Here is an 18,132-nt window from a genome sequence, read left to right as displayed (position 1 = left end):
AAAAATATTCTTACCAGCTTTTATGATAAACTTTTTGAAGATAGAGCAACGTATTATAAGTAAATTTTCCTACGTTTTTCAAAATTAACTTTTCAGAAAGCGTTCTATTTTCGAGTTCTCTGAGGAATTTTTTATGGTCTTCAGTCAGTTTATTTGCCTTATAAGCATCATGAATAATTTTTAAAATTTTCTTTTTCATTTCAGGCTGCTCCTTGTGCTTGATATAAATATCAAAGAATGAGCTGGATAGAAAATCACTCTTTTTATGAGTGTTGGTGTTATGTATTCTATAACTGCATGATTGGGTGTTATCATAGATGAAATCATATTTCTGACTTAATCTCAGCCACATATCATAATCTTCAAAGGTTAAGTTTTCATCCCAGCCTCCTATCCCCTTTATCACAGAAGATTTTGTAACACAGGACATTGCGGGAAGAAAATTATAATCCAGTAATCTCTTGTAAAAATTTCCTGATTCAAGACTAAGATACTGATGGAAATAGGGGATGAACGTATTTTGGAAACGTACCGAATTCTCATCAATGATATAAGCATTTGAAAACACCATCGCTTCATGAGGAGATGAGTTTTCAAGTAATGCTACATGCCTTTCTATTTTATCGGGCTCTATAAGGTCGTCCAGAGCTATTGTAATGAGATATTTACCTTTTGAAATATTCAATAAGTCATTCAAAGACTTGCAGATCCCTTGATTTTGAGAATGGGTAATAAACTGGATATTCAGCTGGGAATTATCTTTGATCCAATTATTAATAACTTCCACAGAATTATCTTTAGAACAGTCGTCACAAATCAGGATCTCTATATTGCGATAGTTCTGAGATTTGAAACTTTCTAAAGATTCTACAACAAACTGTTGCTGGTTGTAGCTGAGGCATAAAATCGAAACCAGAGGGAGTTCTGTCATGATACTTTACTTTGTTGAATTCAAACTTTTTTTAGCGTTGAAAACCTTAAAATTTGTTTAGAATTTCTATTACTTTTTCAATTTCTTCTGCTGTCATTACAGGTGAAATAGGTAAACTTAATATTTCTTCATGAATTTTTTCACTAATCGGGAAAGATTGCTCACTCCACTCTTTGTAAGCTTGCTGTTTGTGAGGTGGAATTGGGTAATGTATCAGCGTCTGAATTTCGTTTTCCGTCAGATATTTCTGTAAAGCATCTCTTTGTGCTGTTCTGATCACAAAAACATGCCAAACGTGCTCTTTTTCATTTTCAGGATATTCCGGAAGTGTGATAGCAGGGTTTTTAATCTCAGAAATGTAACGCTTTGCAATTTGTCTTCTGGTTTCGTTTTCAGAATCTATATATTTTAGTTTTACATCTAAAACGGCTGCCTGAATTTCATCCAACCTTGAGTTGAGTCCCTGGTATATATTGACATATTTTTGATTTGAACCATAATTGGCCAAAGCTTTTATCGTAGCAGCAAGTTTTTCGTCGTTGGTGGTAACAGCTCCTGCATCTCCAAGAGCACCAAGGTTTTTCCCGGGATAAAAGCTGAATCCTGCAGCATCAGCCAAATTTCCTGATTTTTTACCATTCCATTCTGCACCAATGGTTTGGGCATTATCTTCAACGATCTTCAGGTTGTGGGCTTGAGCTAACTGTTGTAATTCTTCAGAAAAGACAATTCTTCCGTACAGGTGAACAATGAGAATTCCTTTTGTTTTTGAAGATATTTTTTCTTTAATTTTTGAGATATCAATGTTGTAATTATTAATATCGGGTTCTACAAGTACAGGAACCAATCCGTTATCCGAAACGGCAAGAATAGAAGCAATATAGGTATTGGATGGAACAATGATTTCATCACCAGGGCTCATGATGCCTAATTCTATATAGGCCCGTAATATAAGACGTAATGCATCCAGGCCATTTGCTACTCCGATAGCATATTGGGCTCCTATATATTGAGAAAGGTTTTCTTGAAAGGTTGAAAGCTCCTGTCCCATAAGATACCATCCGGAACGGAAAACCTGGGAAAGTTTTGCTTCAATTTCTTCCTGGTGTAGCAGATTTATTTTTTGAAGGTCTAAGAATTTTATCATTTGTTAATTATTATTAAGTGCTATAATGTTCTATAGGTTATACTTTATGATTAAAAGAATTCTTTTTCAGGATCAGTGAAACTGTTATAAAAGTAATGATAAATATAACACCATATATCAATGAGTTGTTTGTTGACAGCCATGGACCCTGAAATTGGAAGTACCTTTGAGCGGGAAATCCAAAAAAGTTTTTTGCCGGTAAGGCTTTATCCAGAAATCCTTCAGATACATTGATAGTGTACCAGAATCTTGACCATATCAACTGGAATGTAAAAATACCAATTAATTGATACTTGCTAAAATCTACTTTCTTTATGGAATCTAGAAACACAAATACAACAAAAGGGAAAAATTGTAAAAACTGTCTTGTTTCTGTCCCTAAAATAAAGAAGATGGAGAAAAGTATTATTATAATTTTCAGAAATGAATCTGCATTTTTTGCGACATAAGAAAAGAATGTATTACGATAGTATATGATCAGAACCACAAATAATCCGTAGTATATAAAATGCGTAATAAGAAACTTTAAAGGAAATGAAAATGCCTGAAACATTAGATTAAACAAAAATTCACCCGAGGAAAGAGTCTTCATATCTCTAAAATTCACGGTAAGAAATTTACTTGCAGCAAAGAATGCAAGTAAAGTAATTAAAGAAAAAATAAAATATGGCGAGACGAATCCTTTTCGGTTTATATTAAAACCATTGAGTAGTTTTAGAATATACCGGATGGAAAAAAATATAAAAGAATTGAGTAATATAAACGTTACTGGAATCAAAAACAGGGCAGACTGTACAGTATAATCCTTATGAGATATGGCGACAAACAATTCGTAATTTGAATATAAATAAAAGCCCTCAAATAAAAGACACAACGCAAAAGCTGGATATAAATACTTGTTGAAGTTTTTTTCAATAGCAAGTCCTTTTTCATCAAAGGAAATAAGGCTGGAGGTAATAAGTGATACCGCAATTAAAAAAGTGGTGGGAAAAACAAACATAGATACCATCAGTATGGCTAAAAAAGCAATTCTGTTTTTGATGATATAATAATAGTATAAAATAATCCCGGATGTAAAACCAAACAGATCCATCAGAATAGGATAATAGTTTGACAGCTTAAGTACAAAGAAATTGACGAAAAGAAAGCAAAAGCCAAGAATCGTAATATTTTTGCTATATCCTTTTATCTGTACAATTTTGTAATAAAAGTATAACGCAATGAAAATCGCAAGACCATTCAGCAGTATAAAAAGCCCCTGAATAGTTTGCAGTGTAAAAGTTATCCCAAACAGCCTATGGATAAAATGAGCTATTCCAGGCATTAGTAACCTGGAAACATAATAGGGATTAAAACTTTGTTCGGAAAAACTTTTCGAAAAATTTTTAACGATCCCGATATAGCTTTTTTCATCAAAAATATCTACGTATTTGAACGGTAATCTATCATTTGAGAGAAAAGCATAGAACAGGCACAATAGAAATACACCTATTATGTAATATGCAGAAGGTATTTTTTTTAATGTTGTCAGCATAATAGATCGTTATTGTTTCTCAATATCATTTTTTTCTTTAATAATATAGCCGGGACGATCTTTAACTTCTTCGAAAATTCGCCAGATATATTCTGCTATGATACCAAGAGAAAACAGGATAAGTCCTCCAAAAAAAGAGATAAACAATATGATACTCGTCCATCCTTTAGGCTGTATATCATTAAAAAAAGGACTGCCGAAAATTTTAATATAAATATAGAACAGAATAAGCAGGAACGAAATTAAGGAAACCCAAAGGCCAAGATTAAATATGAATTTTATAGGAAATGAAGAGGAAGAAAAAAAGGTATCCTTTGCCAGCGTTAGCTTCTTTTTTAGCGTCCATCTGGATTTTTGATTAATACCGAGGGGTCTTTTATATCCAAAATGATAAGGGTTAAATCCCAATCTCAAGATTTCCGCAACAGTTGATGTATTTCTGGGGTGTATTCTTTTGTTAAGGATGTCAATTATTTCCCGATCAATGAGGAAAAGATCGGCACCGCCTTTAGGAAATTTTACTTCCGTAAGATTGTTCATGATTTTGTAGTACGTTTCTGAAAAGACTTTGCTTTTCCAATTGTCATCACGCGTTATTCTATGAGGAATGATGATTTTTTCTCCCTGCAGCCAGATGTTGTACATTTCTACAATCGTATCATATGGTTGCTGTTCATCATCTACGATGGGCAATGCACAGGCTCCTTCAGCCAGAGAAAGTCCTGCAAAAATAGAATAATGGCTGGTGTAGTTTCTGCTAAGTTGATAAGCTCTTACGTTGCTCTCTTTTTTTTCCAGCTCTAATGCTACCTTGTAAGAATTGTCCAGAGATCCATCATCCATGATGATAAACTCAAAGGGAATATTATTTTGATCTAATAATTCTTTAACATTTTCGTACACGCTTACAATGCGTTTTTCGCTATAGTAAGAAAGAAGAATCAGAGATAGTTTTTTAGTCATCGTAAGGTGTTTTTTTAAGTAAGAAGATTATGGGCGTTTGATTAACTGTGCATTTTCAAAAAAATACTCATTGCCTGACTCATCTTTCATTTCAAGGTTTATGATTAAACCTGCTGTCGTAATATACCCCTTATGTTGAGCAGGATTGCCATACCATACCGTGTGGGCGGGTACATCTTTTGTAATAACGCTTCCGGCTCCGATTAAAGCATTTTCACCAATAACGTTACCTGCAATAATGGTAGAGTTGGCACCTATGGAAGCTCCTTTTTTGATTAACGTTTTACTGAACTCCAACGGATATTGCTTCGAGCGGGGAATAAGATCATTGGTGAAAGTAACATTCGGGCCAATAAATACATTGTCCTCAAGCGTTACTCCATCCCAAATCTGTACGCCCGGTTTAATGGTTACATTATCTCCGATTTTTACATCGTTCTCGATAAATACATTACAGTTGATGTTGCAGTTATTTCCAATTTCGGCATTCTTTAAAATAACGCAGAATTGCCAAACCATAGTATTTTCACCTATGTTTTCGGTTTGAACATCAGATAAGGGATGAATATTATTTTTCATTTTGTATTGTTAAATAAGTAGCATAATTTCTTATGTAGTCATTTTCGTTATAAGTATGCGAAGCCAATACCAGGCAAATAGCACCCGAAGAAAAGTTGATCTCCGAAGCCCAGATTCCCGGAGGAATATGAAGGCCTATATTGGGGCGGTTCAGGAAAACCTGTCTTTTGAACTTTCCGTCATCTAATGAAACTTCAAAACTACCGCTGGCTGCAATCAGAAACTGATGACATTCCTTATGAGAATGGGCACCTCTGCTTTCTCCTCCTGCAATATCATATAAATAGAAAACTCTTTTTACATTAAAAGGAAATGCAGAGTTGTTTTCAACCACCGTAAGGTTTCCTTCATCAAAACTGATTTTACCTAAATCAATAACATTACAATCAAATACTGAAACACTATTTTTCATCGGTCAATGTTTTAAATTCTTCAAAGTTTCTTATATAGTCGTCTTCATTGTAGGGTTTGTCGGAAACAATCAATGCTAATGAATTAGTAGAAAAGTTTTCCAATCTTCTCCAGAACATTTTAGGAATGTATAATCCGTAATAAGATCTGTTTAAAGAAAATCTCTGTTCTTCCTTTCCATTATGTATCACCACATCAAAGCTTCCGGAAAGAGCAATGATGAACTCCTGCTGTTCCTTGAATGCGTGGCTGCCTCTTACTTCACCTCCGGGCACATCGTATATCCAATAGGTTCTTTCTATTGGGAAAGGCAATTGATTGGGGTTTTCAAAAAAAGATAAATTTCCTCTTTTGTCGTATATTTTAGGAAGTTCTATTATTTTTGGAATCATGGGGTCTGTACTTTATATTCAAAAAGTGGTCGGGTTACTCCTGGGTAAACATACATTACTGTTCCTACCTTTACATTCTCTACTTCAAATCCTATAAATTCGTCTATACCAAAGAGAAGAATTCTCTGATCTTTTCCAAAATAGAGCTTGAAATAATAGTTTCCTGCATTGAGAAGTCCTGGAGGGATATCAAATTCTACAGTATATTCTCCAACTTTAGAATCATTATTTTCAGTAATGAGTTTTCCAACATGGAAAATGACCAGTTCTTCATAATTTTTCAATTCGAATGTCGTATCCAGTGTAATATCCGGACAGTAATTGTGAAAAACCAATTTGATCCGGACTCCGGAATCAATATCTATTAAATTTCCCTTGATAGGAGTTGCTGAAAACTCTTTTATTCTTATATTTTCATTCCCTATAGCTTCATTCAGATTACCGTTGTAATGATAGGAGCTTTCTCGGGCACTGCTTTTTTGATATTCTATAATGGTGCTGAGAATGTCGCCCTGGTAATCAATTTGCCCCTGGTTTAAAAGAATTCCTTTGGTGCATAATTCTTTAACGGCTGTCATGTTATGGCTGACAAAAAGAATAGTACGGCCTTCTCCTCTCGTCACATCATTCATTTTTCCAAGGCATTTTTTCTGAAACTCTGCATCTCCCACAGCTAAAACTTCATCAACGATTAGAATCTCAGATTCTAAGTGGGCTGCTACAGCAAAAGCCAGTCGTACATACATTCCGGAAGAATATCTTTTAACGGGAGTGTCAATATATCTTTCCACCCCTGAAAAGTCTACAATCTCATCAAATTTTCTTTTGATCTCTTTTCTTGTCATTCCCAAAATGGCGCCATTAAGAAAAACATTTTCGCGCCCGGTCATTTCAGGGTGGAATCCTGTGCCTACCTCAAGCAGAGAAGCAATTCTTCCGTTAGTGTAAATATTTCCGGTAGTGGGTTTAGTTACTTTACTTAATACTTTCAGCAAAGTAGATTTTCCTGCTCCGTTTCTGCCGATTATTCCTACGGCGTCTCCCTGTTCAATTTCAAAGTTGATGTCACGGAGCGACCACACATAATCCGAAGAACCTTTAGTTGTTCTATCATTAGCTTCCCCTATCTTAAGATATGGGTCTTCTTTTCCTCTTATTTTATACCAGAATCTGTTAAGATCGTGAGACAGTGTTCCGGTACCGACTTGTCCCAGTCGGTATTGCTTAGATATATTTTCTGCTTTTAAAGCGAGCATGATTTTAAATTTAAATTATTACAAGAAAATAATTACACGGTATCCATAAACGTTTTTTCAACTTTGTTGAATACAACAATCCCTATCATTAATAGGATAAGTATAATACCGGTGCTGATTGCAAGCATGGCAGGGGAGAAATCTCCTACGCCGATCCATGCATATTTAAAACATTCAAAAATACCAGTCAAAGGATTGTACAAAGCAATCTTTTTAAAGATACCTCTAAGAGCGGAAGTTGGATAGATAACCGGAGTTGCATACATATAGAGGCTTATTCCAAAGCCAAGCAGCATACTCAGATCTTTATATTTTGTGGTAAGTGATGAGAAAATCATTCCGACTCCTAAAGCAAAAAGTGCCATCAGTATTACCAGAAACGGTGTTGCAAGAACCCAGATATTGGGATGCACCTGTCCTTTACTCAAATAATAGGCCCATACAATAATGAACAGAATGAGCTGTACTCCAAATCTCATAAGATTGGATATTACTATTGATATTGGAGTCACCAGTCTAGGGAAGTATACTTTTCCAAATATTCCTGCATTCCCCGTAAAAGTAGAAGAGGTAGCTAACAATGAGGACGAAAAATAATTCCAAAGGGTAACGCCCCCTAAATAAAATAAAAGAGGTGGCGCCCCATCTGTAGATAGTTGGGCAATTTTTCCGAAAATAACCAGATAAACGATGGTTGTAAGAATGGGATTGATAAAAAACCAGATAGGGCCTAGAACAGTCTGCTTAAAACTGGATACAAAATCTCTTTTTACAAACATATAAACAAGATCTTTGTATCTCCAGACTTCCTTTAGCTTCAAGTCAAATAACGAATGATCTGCATCAATCGTTTCTGTCCACGTCTGTTGTGGTTCATTCATTTGTGTAATTTTTTGCAAATTTATAATAATTATTTATTACCCTGTTATTTAATTTTAAATTTTTCATTTTAATAAAATTAAAAATTAACAACTAATATATTGATATTTGCTGGTATAAACAAAAACTACTGGCTTTAAAGCCAATAGTTTGAGAATTTTATAAATTGTATTTATTATTTTACGATAAGTTGCTTCAAGTACTCTCCATAGCCACTTTTACCGTATTTGGCAGCGGTTTCTAGAAGTTTTTCTTCATTGATGAATTTGTTCCGGAATGCAATCTCTTCAATACAGCCAATTTTAAACCCCTGTCTCTTTTCAATAACGCTTACAAATTCTGAAGCATCATGAAGAGAATCAAAAGTTCCTGTATCCAGCCATGCCGTACCTCTGTCCAGAACAGCTACTTCAAGCTTTCCACTGTTTAAATAAACATTGTTGACATCAGTGATTTCCAGCTCACCTCTTGGAGAAGGTTTAATGTTTTTCGCGATGTCCACTACATTATTATCGTAGAAATACAGTCCGGGAACGGCATAATTTGACTTAGGTTGTAAAGGTTTCTCTTCAATAGAAACGGCTTTCAGATTCTCGTCAAATTCTACAACCCCATATCTTTCGGGATCTGCAACGTGGTAGGCAAAAACAACTCCTCCCTCGGGATTAGTTTTATTTTTTAATAAAGTTCCCATTTCGGAACCATAGAAAATATTATCTCCCAGTACCAGTGCAGCGGGATCATGGCCAATAAATTGTTCACCCAGAATAAAAGCCTGCGCTAAACCATCCGGGCTGGGCTGTACCACGTATTCTATATTACATCCGATTTGAGAACCGTCACCCAGAAGCTTGATAAAACCTTCCTGGTCGTGTGGTGTAGTGATAATCAGAATGTCTTTAATTCCTGCTAAAAGAAGCGTGGAAAGCGGATAATAAATCATAGGTTTGTCGTAAACAGGCATCAGCTGCTTGCTTACGGCAATGGTTAGAGGGTAAAGTCTGGTTCCGGATCCTCCGGCTAATATTATTCCTTTCATGTATTGGTGCGTATTATTCTTATTGTATTGGTATTGGTAGAATTTCTTTGTATATAAGGAAATTCTACTTCTCCTTTATTACGTCAACAGAAGATTTCTAGTTGTACTGCTTGCTATAATAATCCTGGTAGTTCCCTGAAGTTACGTTCTCCAGCCATTCTTTATTCTCAAGATACCAATCTATGGTTTTTCCCAAACCTTGTTCAAAAGTTACTGAAGGCTTCCAGCCAAGATCTTTATTTAGTTTTGTCGCATCAATGGCGTAGCGTTTATCATGGCCTGGTCTGTCTTTTACGAAGGTGATCAGTTTTTCAGAATAGCCTTCCGGTCTTCCCAGCTTTGCATCCATTTGTTTGATCAGCTCTTTTACGAGATCAATATTCTGCCACTCATTAAATCCTCCGATGTTATAGGTTTCTCCGGTTTTAGCTTCATTAAAGATCTGATGAATTGCCTTGGCGTGATCAATTACAAATAACCAGTCTCTCGTATATTTTCCGTCTCCATAAATTGGAAGAGGTCTTTCGTTGATGATATTGGATATACAAAGAGGGATCAGTTTTTCAGGGAAATGATTCGGGCCGTAGTTATTAGAACAGTTGGATACAATGAACGGCATTCCGTACGTGTTTCCGTAAGCTCTTACCAGATGATCAGAAGCGGCTTTGGAAGCAGAATAAGGAGATTGAGGATCATATGAAGTAGTTTCTAAAAAGAATCCTGTTTCTCCCAGGCTTCCATAGACTTCATCAGTGGAAATATGATAGAAAAGATTGTTTCGTTTTTCATCCGGAAATCTTCCGTGCGTATGGTCAGGGTTTAAGGTCCAGAACTCTTTACAGAGGTTGAGTAGATTAGCCGTTCCGTTTACGTTCGTATTGATGAATGCCATTGGATCTGTGATACTTCTGTCAACATGGCTTTCTGCCGCAAGATGTACAACAGCATCCGGATTGTATTTTTCAAAAACCTTTCTCAATTCTTCAGGTTTCGTGATATCTGCTTTTTCGAAAACATAATTAGGCTCATTTTCGATATCCTTTAAGTTTTCTAAATTTCCGGCATACGTAAGAGCATCAAGGTTGATGATGGTAGTGTCCGGATTATTTTTTACAAATTCTCTTACAACATGAGAGCCTATAAAGCCCGCGCCTCCTGTAATTATAATGTTTTTCATTTGTTTATTTTGAAATGGTTTTTCTTCCTATACTTTTATAATAAAACCCGTTTTGCTCGGGGATTTCCAGTGGGTACATATTTCTCCCGTCAAAAATAACCTTATTTTTCATTTTTCTGGCCATCAGTTCGAAATTAGGGTTTTTAAATTCAGGCCATTCTGTAGCAATAAATAATGCATCCACTTCCTCCAGCGCGTCATACATTCCTTTGGCGTACTGTATTTTGTTACCAAGAAGTTTCTGAACATTGCTTTCTGCAACGGCATCATATGCTACAATTTCGGCACCCTTTTCCAGTAAAAGGGCTATATTGTCTAAAGATGAAGCTTCTCTGATGTCATCGGTATTGGCTTTGAAGGCAAGTCCCCACATGGCAATTTTTTTTCCTTGGATATTTCCACCGAAATATTTTTCAATTTCAGATACCAAAATAACTTTCTGGGAGGTATTTACATTTTCAGTAGCTTCAAGAATCTGGAAGTTAAAATCTTCCTGTTTTCCGGATTTTATAAGGGCTTTTACATCTTTCGGAAAACAGCTCCCTCCATATCCGATTCCCGGGAATAAGAATCTGTGGCCTATTCTGTCATCACTGCCCATTCCAAGCCTCACTTTATCTACATCCGCACCTACTTTTTCACAATAGTTGGCAATCTCATTCATAAACGTAATTTTTACGGCTAAAAATGAGTTCGCGGCATATTTTGTAAGTTCAGATGATTTCTCATCCATAAATATAATGGGAATTCCTGTATTGGTAAAAGGCTGGTAAATTTTAGACATGATGTCTTTAGCCTTTTCTGAGCTGGCGCCTACAACTACTCTTGAGGGATTCATAGAGTCTTCAACGGCAAAGCCTTCCCTTAAAAATTCAGGATTTGAAACGACATCAAAAGGGATCTGTGTTTTGGCAGAGATTGTTTCTCTTACCCTGTCTGCCGTTCCTACAGGAACGGTGCTCTTATTAACAATCACTTTATATTCTGTCATCAGCTCGCCTATATTATTGGCTACATGAAGTACATAAGACAAATCTGCAGAGCCGTCTTCACCGGGAGGGGTAGGCAGTGCCAGATAAATTACTTCGCTCTTGTCCAGAGCTTCTTTAAGGTTGGTAGTGAAAAATAATCTCTCAGACTGAATGTTTCTTAAAAACATTTCTTCAAGGTTCGGCTCATAGATGGGAACTACGCCGTTTTTCATACCTTCTACTTTTTTTTCATCAATATCAACACAGTATACTGAATTGCCAAGTTCTGCAAGGGTGGTTCCTGTAACCAGCCCTACATAACCTGTTCCTACAATCGTTATATTCAAAATGTCTGTTTTTAAATTCTAATGGCAAAAATATAAAAATACTGTGACATATTCTTTTAATTTGTTGTAAATGAGTGGGGCGCTATTTACCTGATACTTAAGATAATTTTGCATTTTTAGAAAAATATCGTATATTTGCATTGGATTTACGGAAAAAATGGGAAGGCTTCGGAAGAAAGCCTTTTTTCGTACTGTAAATCAAGATAAATATATATGGAGTTTAGAAAAAGAATTGAAGAATTATTAAATGAATTCCTTGAGACCAGAAAAGATCTGTTTCTTATTGATCTTAAAATTTCTGCAGGGGATGATATTACAGTGATTTTAGATGGTGATAACGGAGTTTCTCTGCAAGACTGCCTGGATGCAAGCCGTGCAATAGAATTCAATATGGATCGTGAAGAGCACGACTTCAGCCTGCAGGTGATGTCTGCCGGATTAAGCGAACCATTATCCACACCAAGACAGTTCGGAAAAAATATTGGGAGAGAAATTGAGGTGATGCTGGAGGATTCTTCCAAAATTGAAGGAGAACTGTCAAAAGTAGATGAAGAGAAGATCACACTTACTTTACGTTACCGCAAACCGAAAGATATCGGAAAAGGAAAAGTAGATGTAGAAGAGGAGAAAGAGATTGCTTACTCCGAGATCAAAAAAGCATTAGTAGTAATTAAATTTTAAAAAGAAAAAAAAATAGATGGATAATATAGCGTTGATTGAATCCTTTGGTGATTTTAAAGACGAAAAGGGGATCAGTAAAATTGATCTTATGGCAATTATTGAAGATTCACTGAAGACTCTTTTAAGAAAAAGATTTGATTCAGATGATCATTTTGATGTGATTGTAAACCCGGATAAAGGAGATTTTCAGATATTTTTAAATAAAACAATTGTAGAGGACGAAATGTCTGAAGATGATGATTTGGAAATTGAAATTTCTGAAGCAAAAAAGATTGACCCTACCTTCGAAGTAGGTGAGGACTTTACAATGGAAATTCCTGTTGCACAATTGGGAAGAAGAAATATTCTTACCCTTAAGCAAATCCTGGCTACAAAGCTTCAGGAGCACAATAATGCAATGCTGTACGAGCAGTTTAGAGATAAAATTGGAGAAATAGTTGTTGGTGAAATCCACCATATCCGTCACAAACATGTGATTTTGCTGGATGATGAAGGAAATGAATTTATTTTACCAAAAGAAAACCAGATCCCATCCGATTTCTTTAAAAAGGGTGAGAATATCAGAGCTATTGTTGAGACAGTAGATTTCAAAGGTTCTAAACCACAGATTATTATTTCCAGAACTGCACCTAAATTCCTAGAGAAGTTATTAGAGCTGGAAATTCCTGAGATCCAGGACGGAACAATTATGCTGAAAAAAGTAGTGAGAATTCCTGGTGAGAAGGCGAAGATTGCAGTTGATGCTTATGATGACAGAATTGATCCGGTAGGAGCATGTGTTGGAGTGAAAGGATCCAGAATTCATGGCGTTGTAAGAGAGTTGAGAAATGAAAACATCGATGTTATTCAGTGGTCTAAAAACCCTGAGATTTTGGTGAAAAGAGCATTAGGAAATGTGACGGTCAATAAAATTGACATCAATGAGGATCAAAACTATGCATTAGTATATACTCCTGTTGAAGAGATTTCTAAAGTGATTGGAAAACAAGGACAGAATATCAGACTGGCTTCTTGGTTGTCAGGATATGAAATTGATGTATACAGAGAGTCCAGCGAGGATGACGATGTTGAATTAAGAGAATTTAACGATGATATCGAGCAGTGGATTTTGGATGAGTTTAAGAAAGTAGGACTTACAACTGCAAAATCAGTATTAGATAAAGAAACTGAAAGTCTTTTAAATATGGTAGACCTTGAAGAAGAAACAATCGAGGAGGTTAAACGTATTCTAAGAGAAGAATTTGAAGATTAAGATTTTAAATAAATTTTAATAAACAGTAAAAAAGAAATACTTTAATTTTAAAAATTAAAAACAGTAAATAATATAGATGCCAAAAATTAGATTAAATAAAGCGGTTAAGGAATTCAATATTTCGATGTCCAGATTAGTAGAGTTTTTACAATCAAAGGGTTTCGAGGTTGAAGGCAATCCTAACGCTCAATTGGAAGAATCGGCATATTCTGCATTGGAGGCTGAGTTTGCTAAAGACGGCGAACAAAGAAAAGCTTCCCATGAGGTGGTGATCACTAAAGTTCCGGAAGAAAAGCTGGAAATTGAAGAAAAGAAAACCCCTGAAGTGATAAGAGCTAAAGCAAATAAACCAGAAACTAGAATTTTAGGTAAAATTGATCTAGAACCTAAGACGCCTGAAGTGGAGGAGGCTCCTGCAGCTCCTTCAGCTCCTGTTGCAACACCGGTTGAAGAAAAGAAAGAAGAAATCGTGAAAGAAGAACAGCCGGAAGTAAAAGCAGCTCCTGAAAAGCAGGAATTCAAAGTTTTGGATAAAATTGATTTGTCTCAAATAGAATCTAGAAACAGACCTGTGAAAAAAGACAAACCAAAAATGGAGGAGAAAAAAGAAGAAGTGAAGCCTGTGGAAACAGTAAAAGAAACTCCGAAACCAGCTGTTGTTGAGGAGAAAAAAGTAGAAACTCCAAAAGTTGAAGCTGAACCTGAATCTCAGGAACCTCAGAAGATTGAGACGGTATATCAGAAATTAGACGGTCCTAAAATCGTTGGTGAAAAGATAGACCTTACTCAGTTTGCTCCAAAACCAGGTGCTGGTGCAAAAAAGAAAAGAAAGAGAATTGAAAAACCTGGCGGCCAGAATAACCAGCAAGGTCAGGGAAATAATCAAAACTCAGGAAATAATAACAATAACCAAGGTGGTCAAGGCCAAGGAGGAAACCGTCCGCATAATAACAATGGAGGACAAGGAGGAAACCGTCAAGGTCAAGGTGGTCAGGGAAACCGTCCGCAAGGTCAGGGTGGCCAGGGCGGAAACCGATTTGGAAATAACCAGGGTGGTGGAAACCGTCCGCAAGGTCAAGGTGGTGGCGGCTTCAAGAAAGGAGGCCAGAACAACAGACCTGGACAAAGAGTGATGCCGGTTGAATTAACTGACGAGCAGGTTAAAAACCAGATCAAGGAAACCCTTGAAAAACTTACCAATAAAGGAGGGAAATCTAAATCTGCTAAACACAGAAAAGACAAAAGAACTTTCCGTAGAGAACAGGATGAGCGTCAGCAGGAGCTTGAGGCACAAGACAGAACTCTTAAGGTAACAGAATTCATCACTGTAGGTGAATTGGCAAGCTTGATGAATGTTTCTCCAACTGAAGTAATCTCTGCCTGTTTCTCGCTAGGTGTAATGGTTACCATGAACCAAAGACTCGAAGCGGATACCTTATTATTAGTAGCAGACGAATTTGGTTATAAAATCGAATTCTCAGATGCAGATCTTGAAGATACAGATTCCGAAGAAGAAGTTGATACAGAAGACAGCTTATTGCAAAGAGCTCCTGTAGTTACTGTAATGGGACACGTAGACCATGGTAAAACTTCATTATTGGATTACATCAGAAAAACAAACGTAATTGCTGGTGAATCCGGAGGAATTACTCAGCACATTGGTGCTTATAATGTAAAGCTTGAAAACGGACAAAGAATTACATTCTTAGATACGCCAGGTCACGAGGCCTTTACAGCGATGAGAGCCAGAGGTGCTCAGATCACAGATATTGCCATTATTGTAATTGCTGCCGATGATGATGTAATGCCACAGACCAAAGAAGCTATTGCCCATGCTCAGGCTGCACAGGTACCAATGATTATTGCTATCAATAAAGTTGATAAGCCGAATGCGAACCCTGATAACATCCGTCAGCAGCTTTCTGGCTTGAACCCTCCGGTTTTAGTAGAAGAGTGGGGTGGAAATGTTCAGGCGCAGGAGATTTCAGCTAAATTTGGTAATAATGTAGATGTATTGCTGGAGAAAGTTCTATTACAGGCTGAAATGCTTGAGTTAAAAGCAAATCCTGAGCGTTCAGCAAACGGGGTTGTTATTGAAGCATCTTTAGATAAAGGTAGAGGTTATGTAGCAACCATGTTGGTGCAAACCGGAACTTTAAGAGTTGGAGACTATGTAGTAGCAGGTAAAAACCACGGTAAAATAAAAGCGCTGCTTGATGAAAGAGGTAAAAACCTTAAAGAAGCAGGTCCATCAATCCCTGCAACCATCTTAGGGTTGGACGGAGCGCCTACTGCTGGTGATAAATTCCGAGTATATGCTGATGAAAGTGAAGGTAAAGCTATTGCCAATAAGAGAGAGCAGTTACAGAGAGAGCTATCAATCAGAACGAAAAAACATACAACGCTTGAAGAATTAGGCAGACGTATTGCCTTAGGAGAGTTCAAAGAATTGAATATTATCCTTAAAGGTGACGTGGATGGTTCTGTAGAAGCGCTTTCTGATCAGTTACAGAGATTGTCAACAGAAGAGATCAGTGTGAAGATTCTTCACTCAGGTGTTGGGCAGATCACAGAGTCTGATATTAATTTAGCGGCTGCATCAGATGCAATTATCATCGGATTCAATGTTAGGGCTGGTGCTAATGCAAAAGAACTTGCGGATCGTGAAGAAATTGAAATCAGAACATATTCCGTAATCTATAAAGCAATTGATGAAGTGAAAGAAGCGATGGAGGGAATGCTTTCTCCGGAAATTCAGGAGCAGGTAATCGGTAATGTTGAGATTCGTGAAGTATTCAAGATTTCTAAAGTTGGAACAATTGCAGGTTGTATGGTTCTTACCGGAAAAGTAACAAGACAGTCCAAAGTACGTTTGCTAAGAGACGGTATTGTGAAATTCGACGGAGAGCTTGAAAGCTTGAAGCGTTTCAAAGACGATGTTAAAGAAGTTACAAAAGGTTACGAATGTGGTCTGAATCTAAAAGGTTACAACGATATCGAAACCGGAGATATTCTTGAAGTTTACGAAGAAGTAGCTGTTAAGAAAAAACTGAAATAGTATAAGTTTATGAGTTCATAAGACTCAATATCTCAATATTAATAGGCCGTCTCACTTGTGAGATGGCCTTATTATTATATATTGTTTTGTGGTATTCAAAAAAAACTGACGATGAATAACAAATAATAGAATAGTGGTAATCTCAATTATGGGTATAAAAAAACCTGTATAATAACTTATACAAGGTTTTTTGAATTTTTACTATTAAAATTCTAATAATTATTGATTGATAAAAGCCATTAGCTTAGCTATATCGCCATCATTAAATTTTAAGTTATTTGATTTAATATACGTATTGTACTCTTTCTCTTTTTCAGGGAAAAGTTCTGTTATCTTTTTTAGTGAAGATACTTTATTCATGTTTCCTGAAGTTGTTTTTATATAATAAACGGGATCTTGTTTTACAAACATGGCTGGTTTGCCTGTCTGATAAGTATTAGCTGCTGCAGCTGCGTCTTTAAAAATAGTTTTTTCCTTTTTATACACAGGGTTTTTGCCCTTTGCTATCTCGATCAGATAACCTTTCGGTTCCGTTGTGTTTTTAAAATACACAAAAGCTTGTTTTGATGAAAGAACTTCAATTCTGGCAAAATCATCCTGCTTAGGGAGAACTTCAGTTTTTCCATTGTTTAAAAACTCTATATCATCCGTGTAAGCATTATACCTCACGTCGATATTTCCATACTTTTCTCCCACGGAAGCTTTTTGAAAAAGTGGTGACTGATAAGGAGAACCTTGTATGTCTTCATATTTTATAGGAGCTCCGGTTCCTGAAGCAACTACACTTTCAAATACAGACTGAGAGCCTGTTACATTATTGATATTTAAAGACTGTTGCGCCTCTATAAATACAAATGGTAAAAATAAAGCGATGAATAATAATTTTCTCATTTTTAAATTATTTTTTGATTATCTTATCTATTTAATCGGTTATTATGGGTAAAGTTAGTAAAAAATGATGAATACTATAATGTTCCGATCAGATTTGTTAATTTAATTTCTTTCATAATAAATAAAGATCATCTCTAAAAATTAGATTTTAGAGATTTTTTTCGAAAAGATAGATTATAAAAATTTGTTTTAAGATGATTGCCTTCATAAGCGTTAATTGTGAATGTGAACTTTAACCAGTTTTTTAGCTAATTTTAACTTTTTAGTATTTACTTAATATTTCAAATTTTCTCTTCAGAATTTACTATTGATTACTGTATATAAATAGTAAAACTTAAATAAGTTGAGTTATACAAAGAACCCCAATCCCTGAAGCTTTAAGAAAAATGCAGGTACATACTGTTTCTGAAAAAGTAATGGTATGCTTTAAAGTAAGAGTTCTGATAAGCGATATGATTGAGTTTAGCATACATTATCAATATCTGAAATTTTTGAAATGTATTGTTAAAATATTCGCTTAATGGCCTAAATGCAATCAAAATCTGCATCTTTCCATTAAGGGTAAATTAGAAATATTCTGTAAGTTTACAGAGAAAGAACTGTTCTACGCAAACTCAAATAATT

16 protein-coding genes are annotated in these 18,132 nt (G+C 35.9%); 3 read left to right on the top strand and 13 right to left on the bottom strand.

All coding sequences use genetic code 11. From position 1 onward, the window contains the following. Positions 1–10 precede the first annotated feature (10 nt). The 12 genes from BLW74_RS12660 to BLW74_RS12605 form a co-directional block, all read right to left on the bottom strand. On the bottom strand, positions 11–931 hold the full coding sequence (locus tag BLW74_RS12660; RefSeq protein ID WP_089692775.1) for a glycosyltransferase: 921 nt from the start codon (positions 929–931) through the stop codon (positions 11–13). Positions 932–977: 46 nt separating this feature from the next. Then, complete coding sequence (locus tag BLW74_RS12655) at positions 978–2,078, bottom strand: DegT/DnrJ/EryC1/StrS family aminotransferase (protein ID WP_089692774.1); 1,101 nt, start codon at positions 2,076–2,078, stop codon at positions 978–980. 37 nt (positions 2,079–2,115) lie between these two features. Further along, positions 2,116–3,612 carry a hypothetical protein gene (locus BLW74_RS12650; protein ID WP_089692773.1) on the bottom strand — a complete coding sequence of 499 codons (1,497 nt, stop codon included), beginning with the start codon at positions 3,610–3,612 and terminating at the stop codon, positions 2,116–2,118. Between the two features lie 9 nt (positions 3,613–3,621). Then, positions 3,622–4,575, bottom strand: coding sequence for a glycosyltransferase (locus BLW74_RS12645; RefSeq protein WP_089692772.1), 954 nt, complete (start codon positions 4,573–4,575; stop codon positions 3,622–3,624). Between the two features lie 27 nt (positions 4,576–4,602). Further along, on the bottom strand, positions 4,603–5,154 hold the full coding sequence (locus tag BLW74_RS12640) for an acyltransferase (RefSeq protein ID WP_089692771.1): 552 nt from the start codon (positions 5,152–5,154) through the stop codon (positions 4,603–4,605). Next, entirely contained in the window at positions 5,144–5,566 is a 423-nt protein-coding gene (locus BLW74_RS12635) for a sugar 3,4-ketoisomerase (protein ID WP_089692770.1), read from the bottom strand. Before BLW74_RS12635 ends, BLW74_RS12640 begins: the two co-directional genes overlap by 11 nt. Continuing rightward, entirely contained in the window at positions 5,556–5,957 is a 402-nt protein-coding gene (locus BLW74_RS12630) for a sugar 3,4-ketoisomerase (protein WP_089692769.1), read from the bottom strand. The genes BLW74_RS12635 and BLW74_RS12630 overlap by 11 nt, the downstream gene beginning before the upstream one ends. Next, on the bottom strand, positions 5,954–7,213 hold the full coding sequence (locus BLW74_RS12625) for an ABC transporter ATP-binding protein (protein ID WP_089692768.1): 1,260 nt from the start codon (positions 7,211–7,213) through the stop codon (positions 5,954–5,956). The genes BLW74_RS12630 and BLW74_RS12625 overlap by 4 nt, the downstream gene beginning before the upstream one ends. 32 nt (positions 7,214–7,245) lie before the next feature. Then, positions 7,246–8,094, bottom strand: a complete 849-nt coding sequence (locus BLW74_RS12620) for an ABC transporter permease (protein WP_089692767.1) — start codon at positions 8,092–8,094, stop codon at positions 7,246–7,248. 173 nt (positions 8,095–8,267) lie between these two features. Next, on the bottom strand, positions 8,268–9,131 hold the full coding sequence (gene rfbA / locus BLW74_RS12615) for a glucose-1-phosphate thymidylyltransferase RfbA (RefSeq protein ID WP_089692766.1): 864 nt from the start codon (positions 9,129–9,131) through the stop codon (positions 8,268–8,270). Positions 9,132–9,228: 97 nt separating this feature from the next. Then, a complete protein-coding gene (gene rfbB, locus BLW74_RS12610) occupies positions 9,229–10,308 on the bottom strand; it encodes a dTDP-glucose 4,6-dehydratase (protein WP_089692765.1) in 1,080 nt (359 codons plus the stop codon). Positions 10,309–10,312: 4 nt separating this feature from the next. Further along, on the bottom strand, positions 10,313–11,626 hold the full coding sequence (locus BLW74_RS12605) for a UDP-glucose dehydrogenase family protein (RefSeq protein WP_089692764.1): 1,314 nt from the start codon (positions 11,624–11,626) through the stop codon (positions 10,313–10,315). 213 nt (positions 11,627–11,839) lie between these two features. On the opposite strand from BLW74_RS12605, the gene rimP reads away from it, so the two are divergent. The 3 genes from rimP (at position 11,840) to infB (ending at position 16,617) form a co-directional block, all read left to right on the top strand. Further along, positions 11,840–12,307 carry a ribosome assembly cofactor RimP gene (gene rimP, locus BLW74_RS12600; protein WP_089692763.1) on the top strand — a complete coding sequence of 156 codons (468 nt, stop codon included), beginning with the start codon at positions 11,840–11,842 and terminating at the stop codon, positions 12,305–12,307. A 16-nt stretch (positions 12,308–12,323) separates the two neighbouring features. Continuing rightward, positions 12,324–13,559, top strand: coding sequence for a transcription termination factor NusA (gene nusA / locus BLW74_RS12595; protein WP_047097519.1), 1,236 nt, complete (start codon positions 12,324–12,326; stop codon positions 13,557–13,559). A 76-nt stretch (positions 13,560–13,635) separates the two neighbouring features. Further along, the gene (gene infB / locus BLW74_RS12590) at positions 13,636–16,617 is read left to right on the top strand and encodes a translation initiation factor IF-2 (protein ID WP_089692762.1); all 2,982 of its coding nucleotides are present in this window, start codon (positions 13,636–13,638) and stop codon (positions 16,615–16,617) included. A gap of 219 nt (positions 16,618–16,836) precedes the next feature. Here infB and BLW74_RS12585 read toward each other — a convergent pair whose 3' ends face one another. Continuing rightward, complete coding sequence (locus BLW74_RS12585) at positions 16,837–17,508, bottom strand: hypothetical protein (RefSeq protein ID WP_089692761.1); 672 nt, start codon at positions 17,506–17,508, stop codon at positions 16,837–16,839. Between the last annotated feature and the right edge of the window lie 624 nt (positions 17,509–18,132).

The organism is Chryseobacterium culicis (assembly GCF_900108365.1).
GTDB classification, from domain to species: domain Bacteria; phylum Bacteroidota; class Bacteroidia; order Flavobacteriales; family Weeksellaceae; genus Chryseobacterium; species Chryseobacterium culicis.
This window is presented reverse-complemented; position numbering and strand designations above follow the sequence as displayed.

What these genes read in the sequence shown, in the direction of transcription:
- BLW74_RS12660 (WP_089692775.1), bottom strand. Translation starts at nt 931, where the DNA reads ATGACAGAACTCCCTCTGGTTTCGATTTTATGCCTCAGCTACAACCAG.
- BLW74_RS12655 (WP_089692774.1), bottom strand. Translation starts at nt 2,078, where the DNA reads ATGATAAAATTCTTAGACCTTCAAAAAATAAATCTGCTACACCAGGAA.
- BLW74_RS12650 (WP_089692773.1), bottom strand. Translation starts at nt 3,612, where the DNA reads ATGCTGACAACATTAAAAAAAATACCTTCTGCATATTACATAATAGGT.
- BLW74_RS12645 (WP_089692772.1), bottom strand. Translation starts at nt 4,575, where the DNA reads ATGACTAAAAAACTATCTCTGATTCTTCTTTCTTACTATAGCGAAAAA.
- BLW74_RS12640 (WP_089692771.1), bottom strand. Translation starts at nt 5,154, where the DNA reads ATGAAAAATAATATTCATCCCTTATCTGATGTTCAAACCGAAAACATA.
- BLW74_RS12635 (WP_089692770.1), bottom strand. Translation starts at nt 5,566, where the DNA reads ATGAAAAATAGTGTTTCAGTATTTGATTGTAATGTTATTGATTTAGGT.
- BLW74_RS12630 (WP_089692769.1), bottom strand. Translation starts at nt 5,957, where the DNA reads ATGATTCCAAAAATAATAGAACTTCCTAAAATATACGACAAAAGAGGA.
- BLW74_RS12625 (WP_089692768.1), bottom strand. Translation starts at nt 7,213, where the DNA reads ATGCTCGCTTTAAAAGCAGAAAATATATCTAAGCAATACCGACTGGGA.
- BLW74_RS12620 (WP_089692767.1), bottom strand. Translation starts at nt 8,094, where the DNA reads ATGAATGAACCACAACAGACGTGGACAGAAACGATTGATGCAGATCAT.
- rfbA (WP_089692766.1), bottom strand. Translation starts at nt 9,131, where the DNA reads ATGAAAGGAATAATATTAGCCGGAGGATCCGGAACCAGACTTTACCCT.
- rfbB (WP_089692765.1), bottom strand. Translation starts at nt 10,308, where the DNA reads ATGAAAAACATTATAATTACAGGAGGCGCGGGCTTTATAGGCTCTCAT.
- rimP (WP_089692763.1), top strand. Translation starts at nt 11,840, where the DNA reads ATGGAGTTTAGAAAAAGAATTGAAGAATTATTAAATGAATTCCTTGAG.
- nusA (WP_047097519.1), top strand. Translation starts at nt 12,324, where the DNA reads ATGGATAATATAGCGTTGATTGAATCCTTTGGTGATTTTAAAGACGAA.
- infB (WP_089692762.1), top strand. Translation starts at nt 13,636, where the DNA reads ATGCCAAAAATTAGATTAAATAAAGCGGTTAAGGAATTCAATATTTCG.
- BLW74_RS12585 (WP_089692761.1), bottom strand. Translation starts at nt 17,508, where the DNA reads ATGAGAAAATTATTATTCATCGCTTTATTTTTACCATTTGTATTTATA.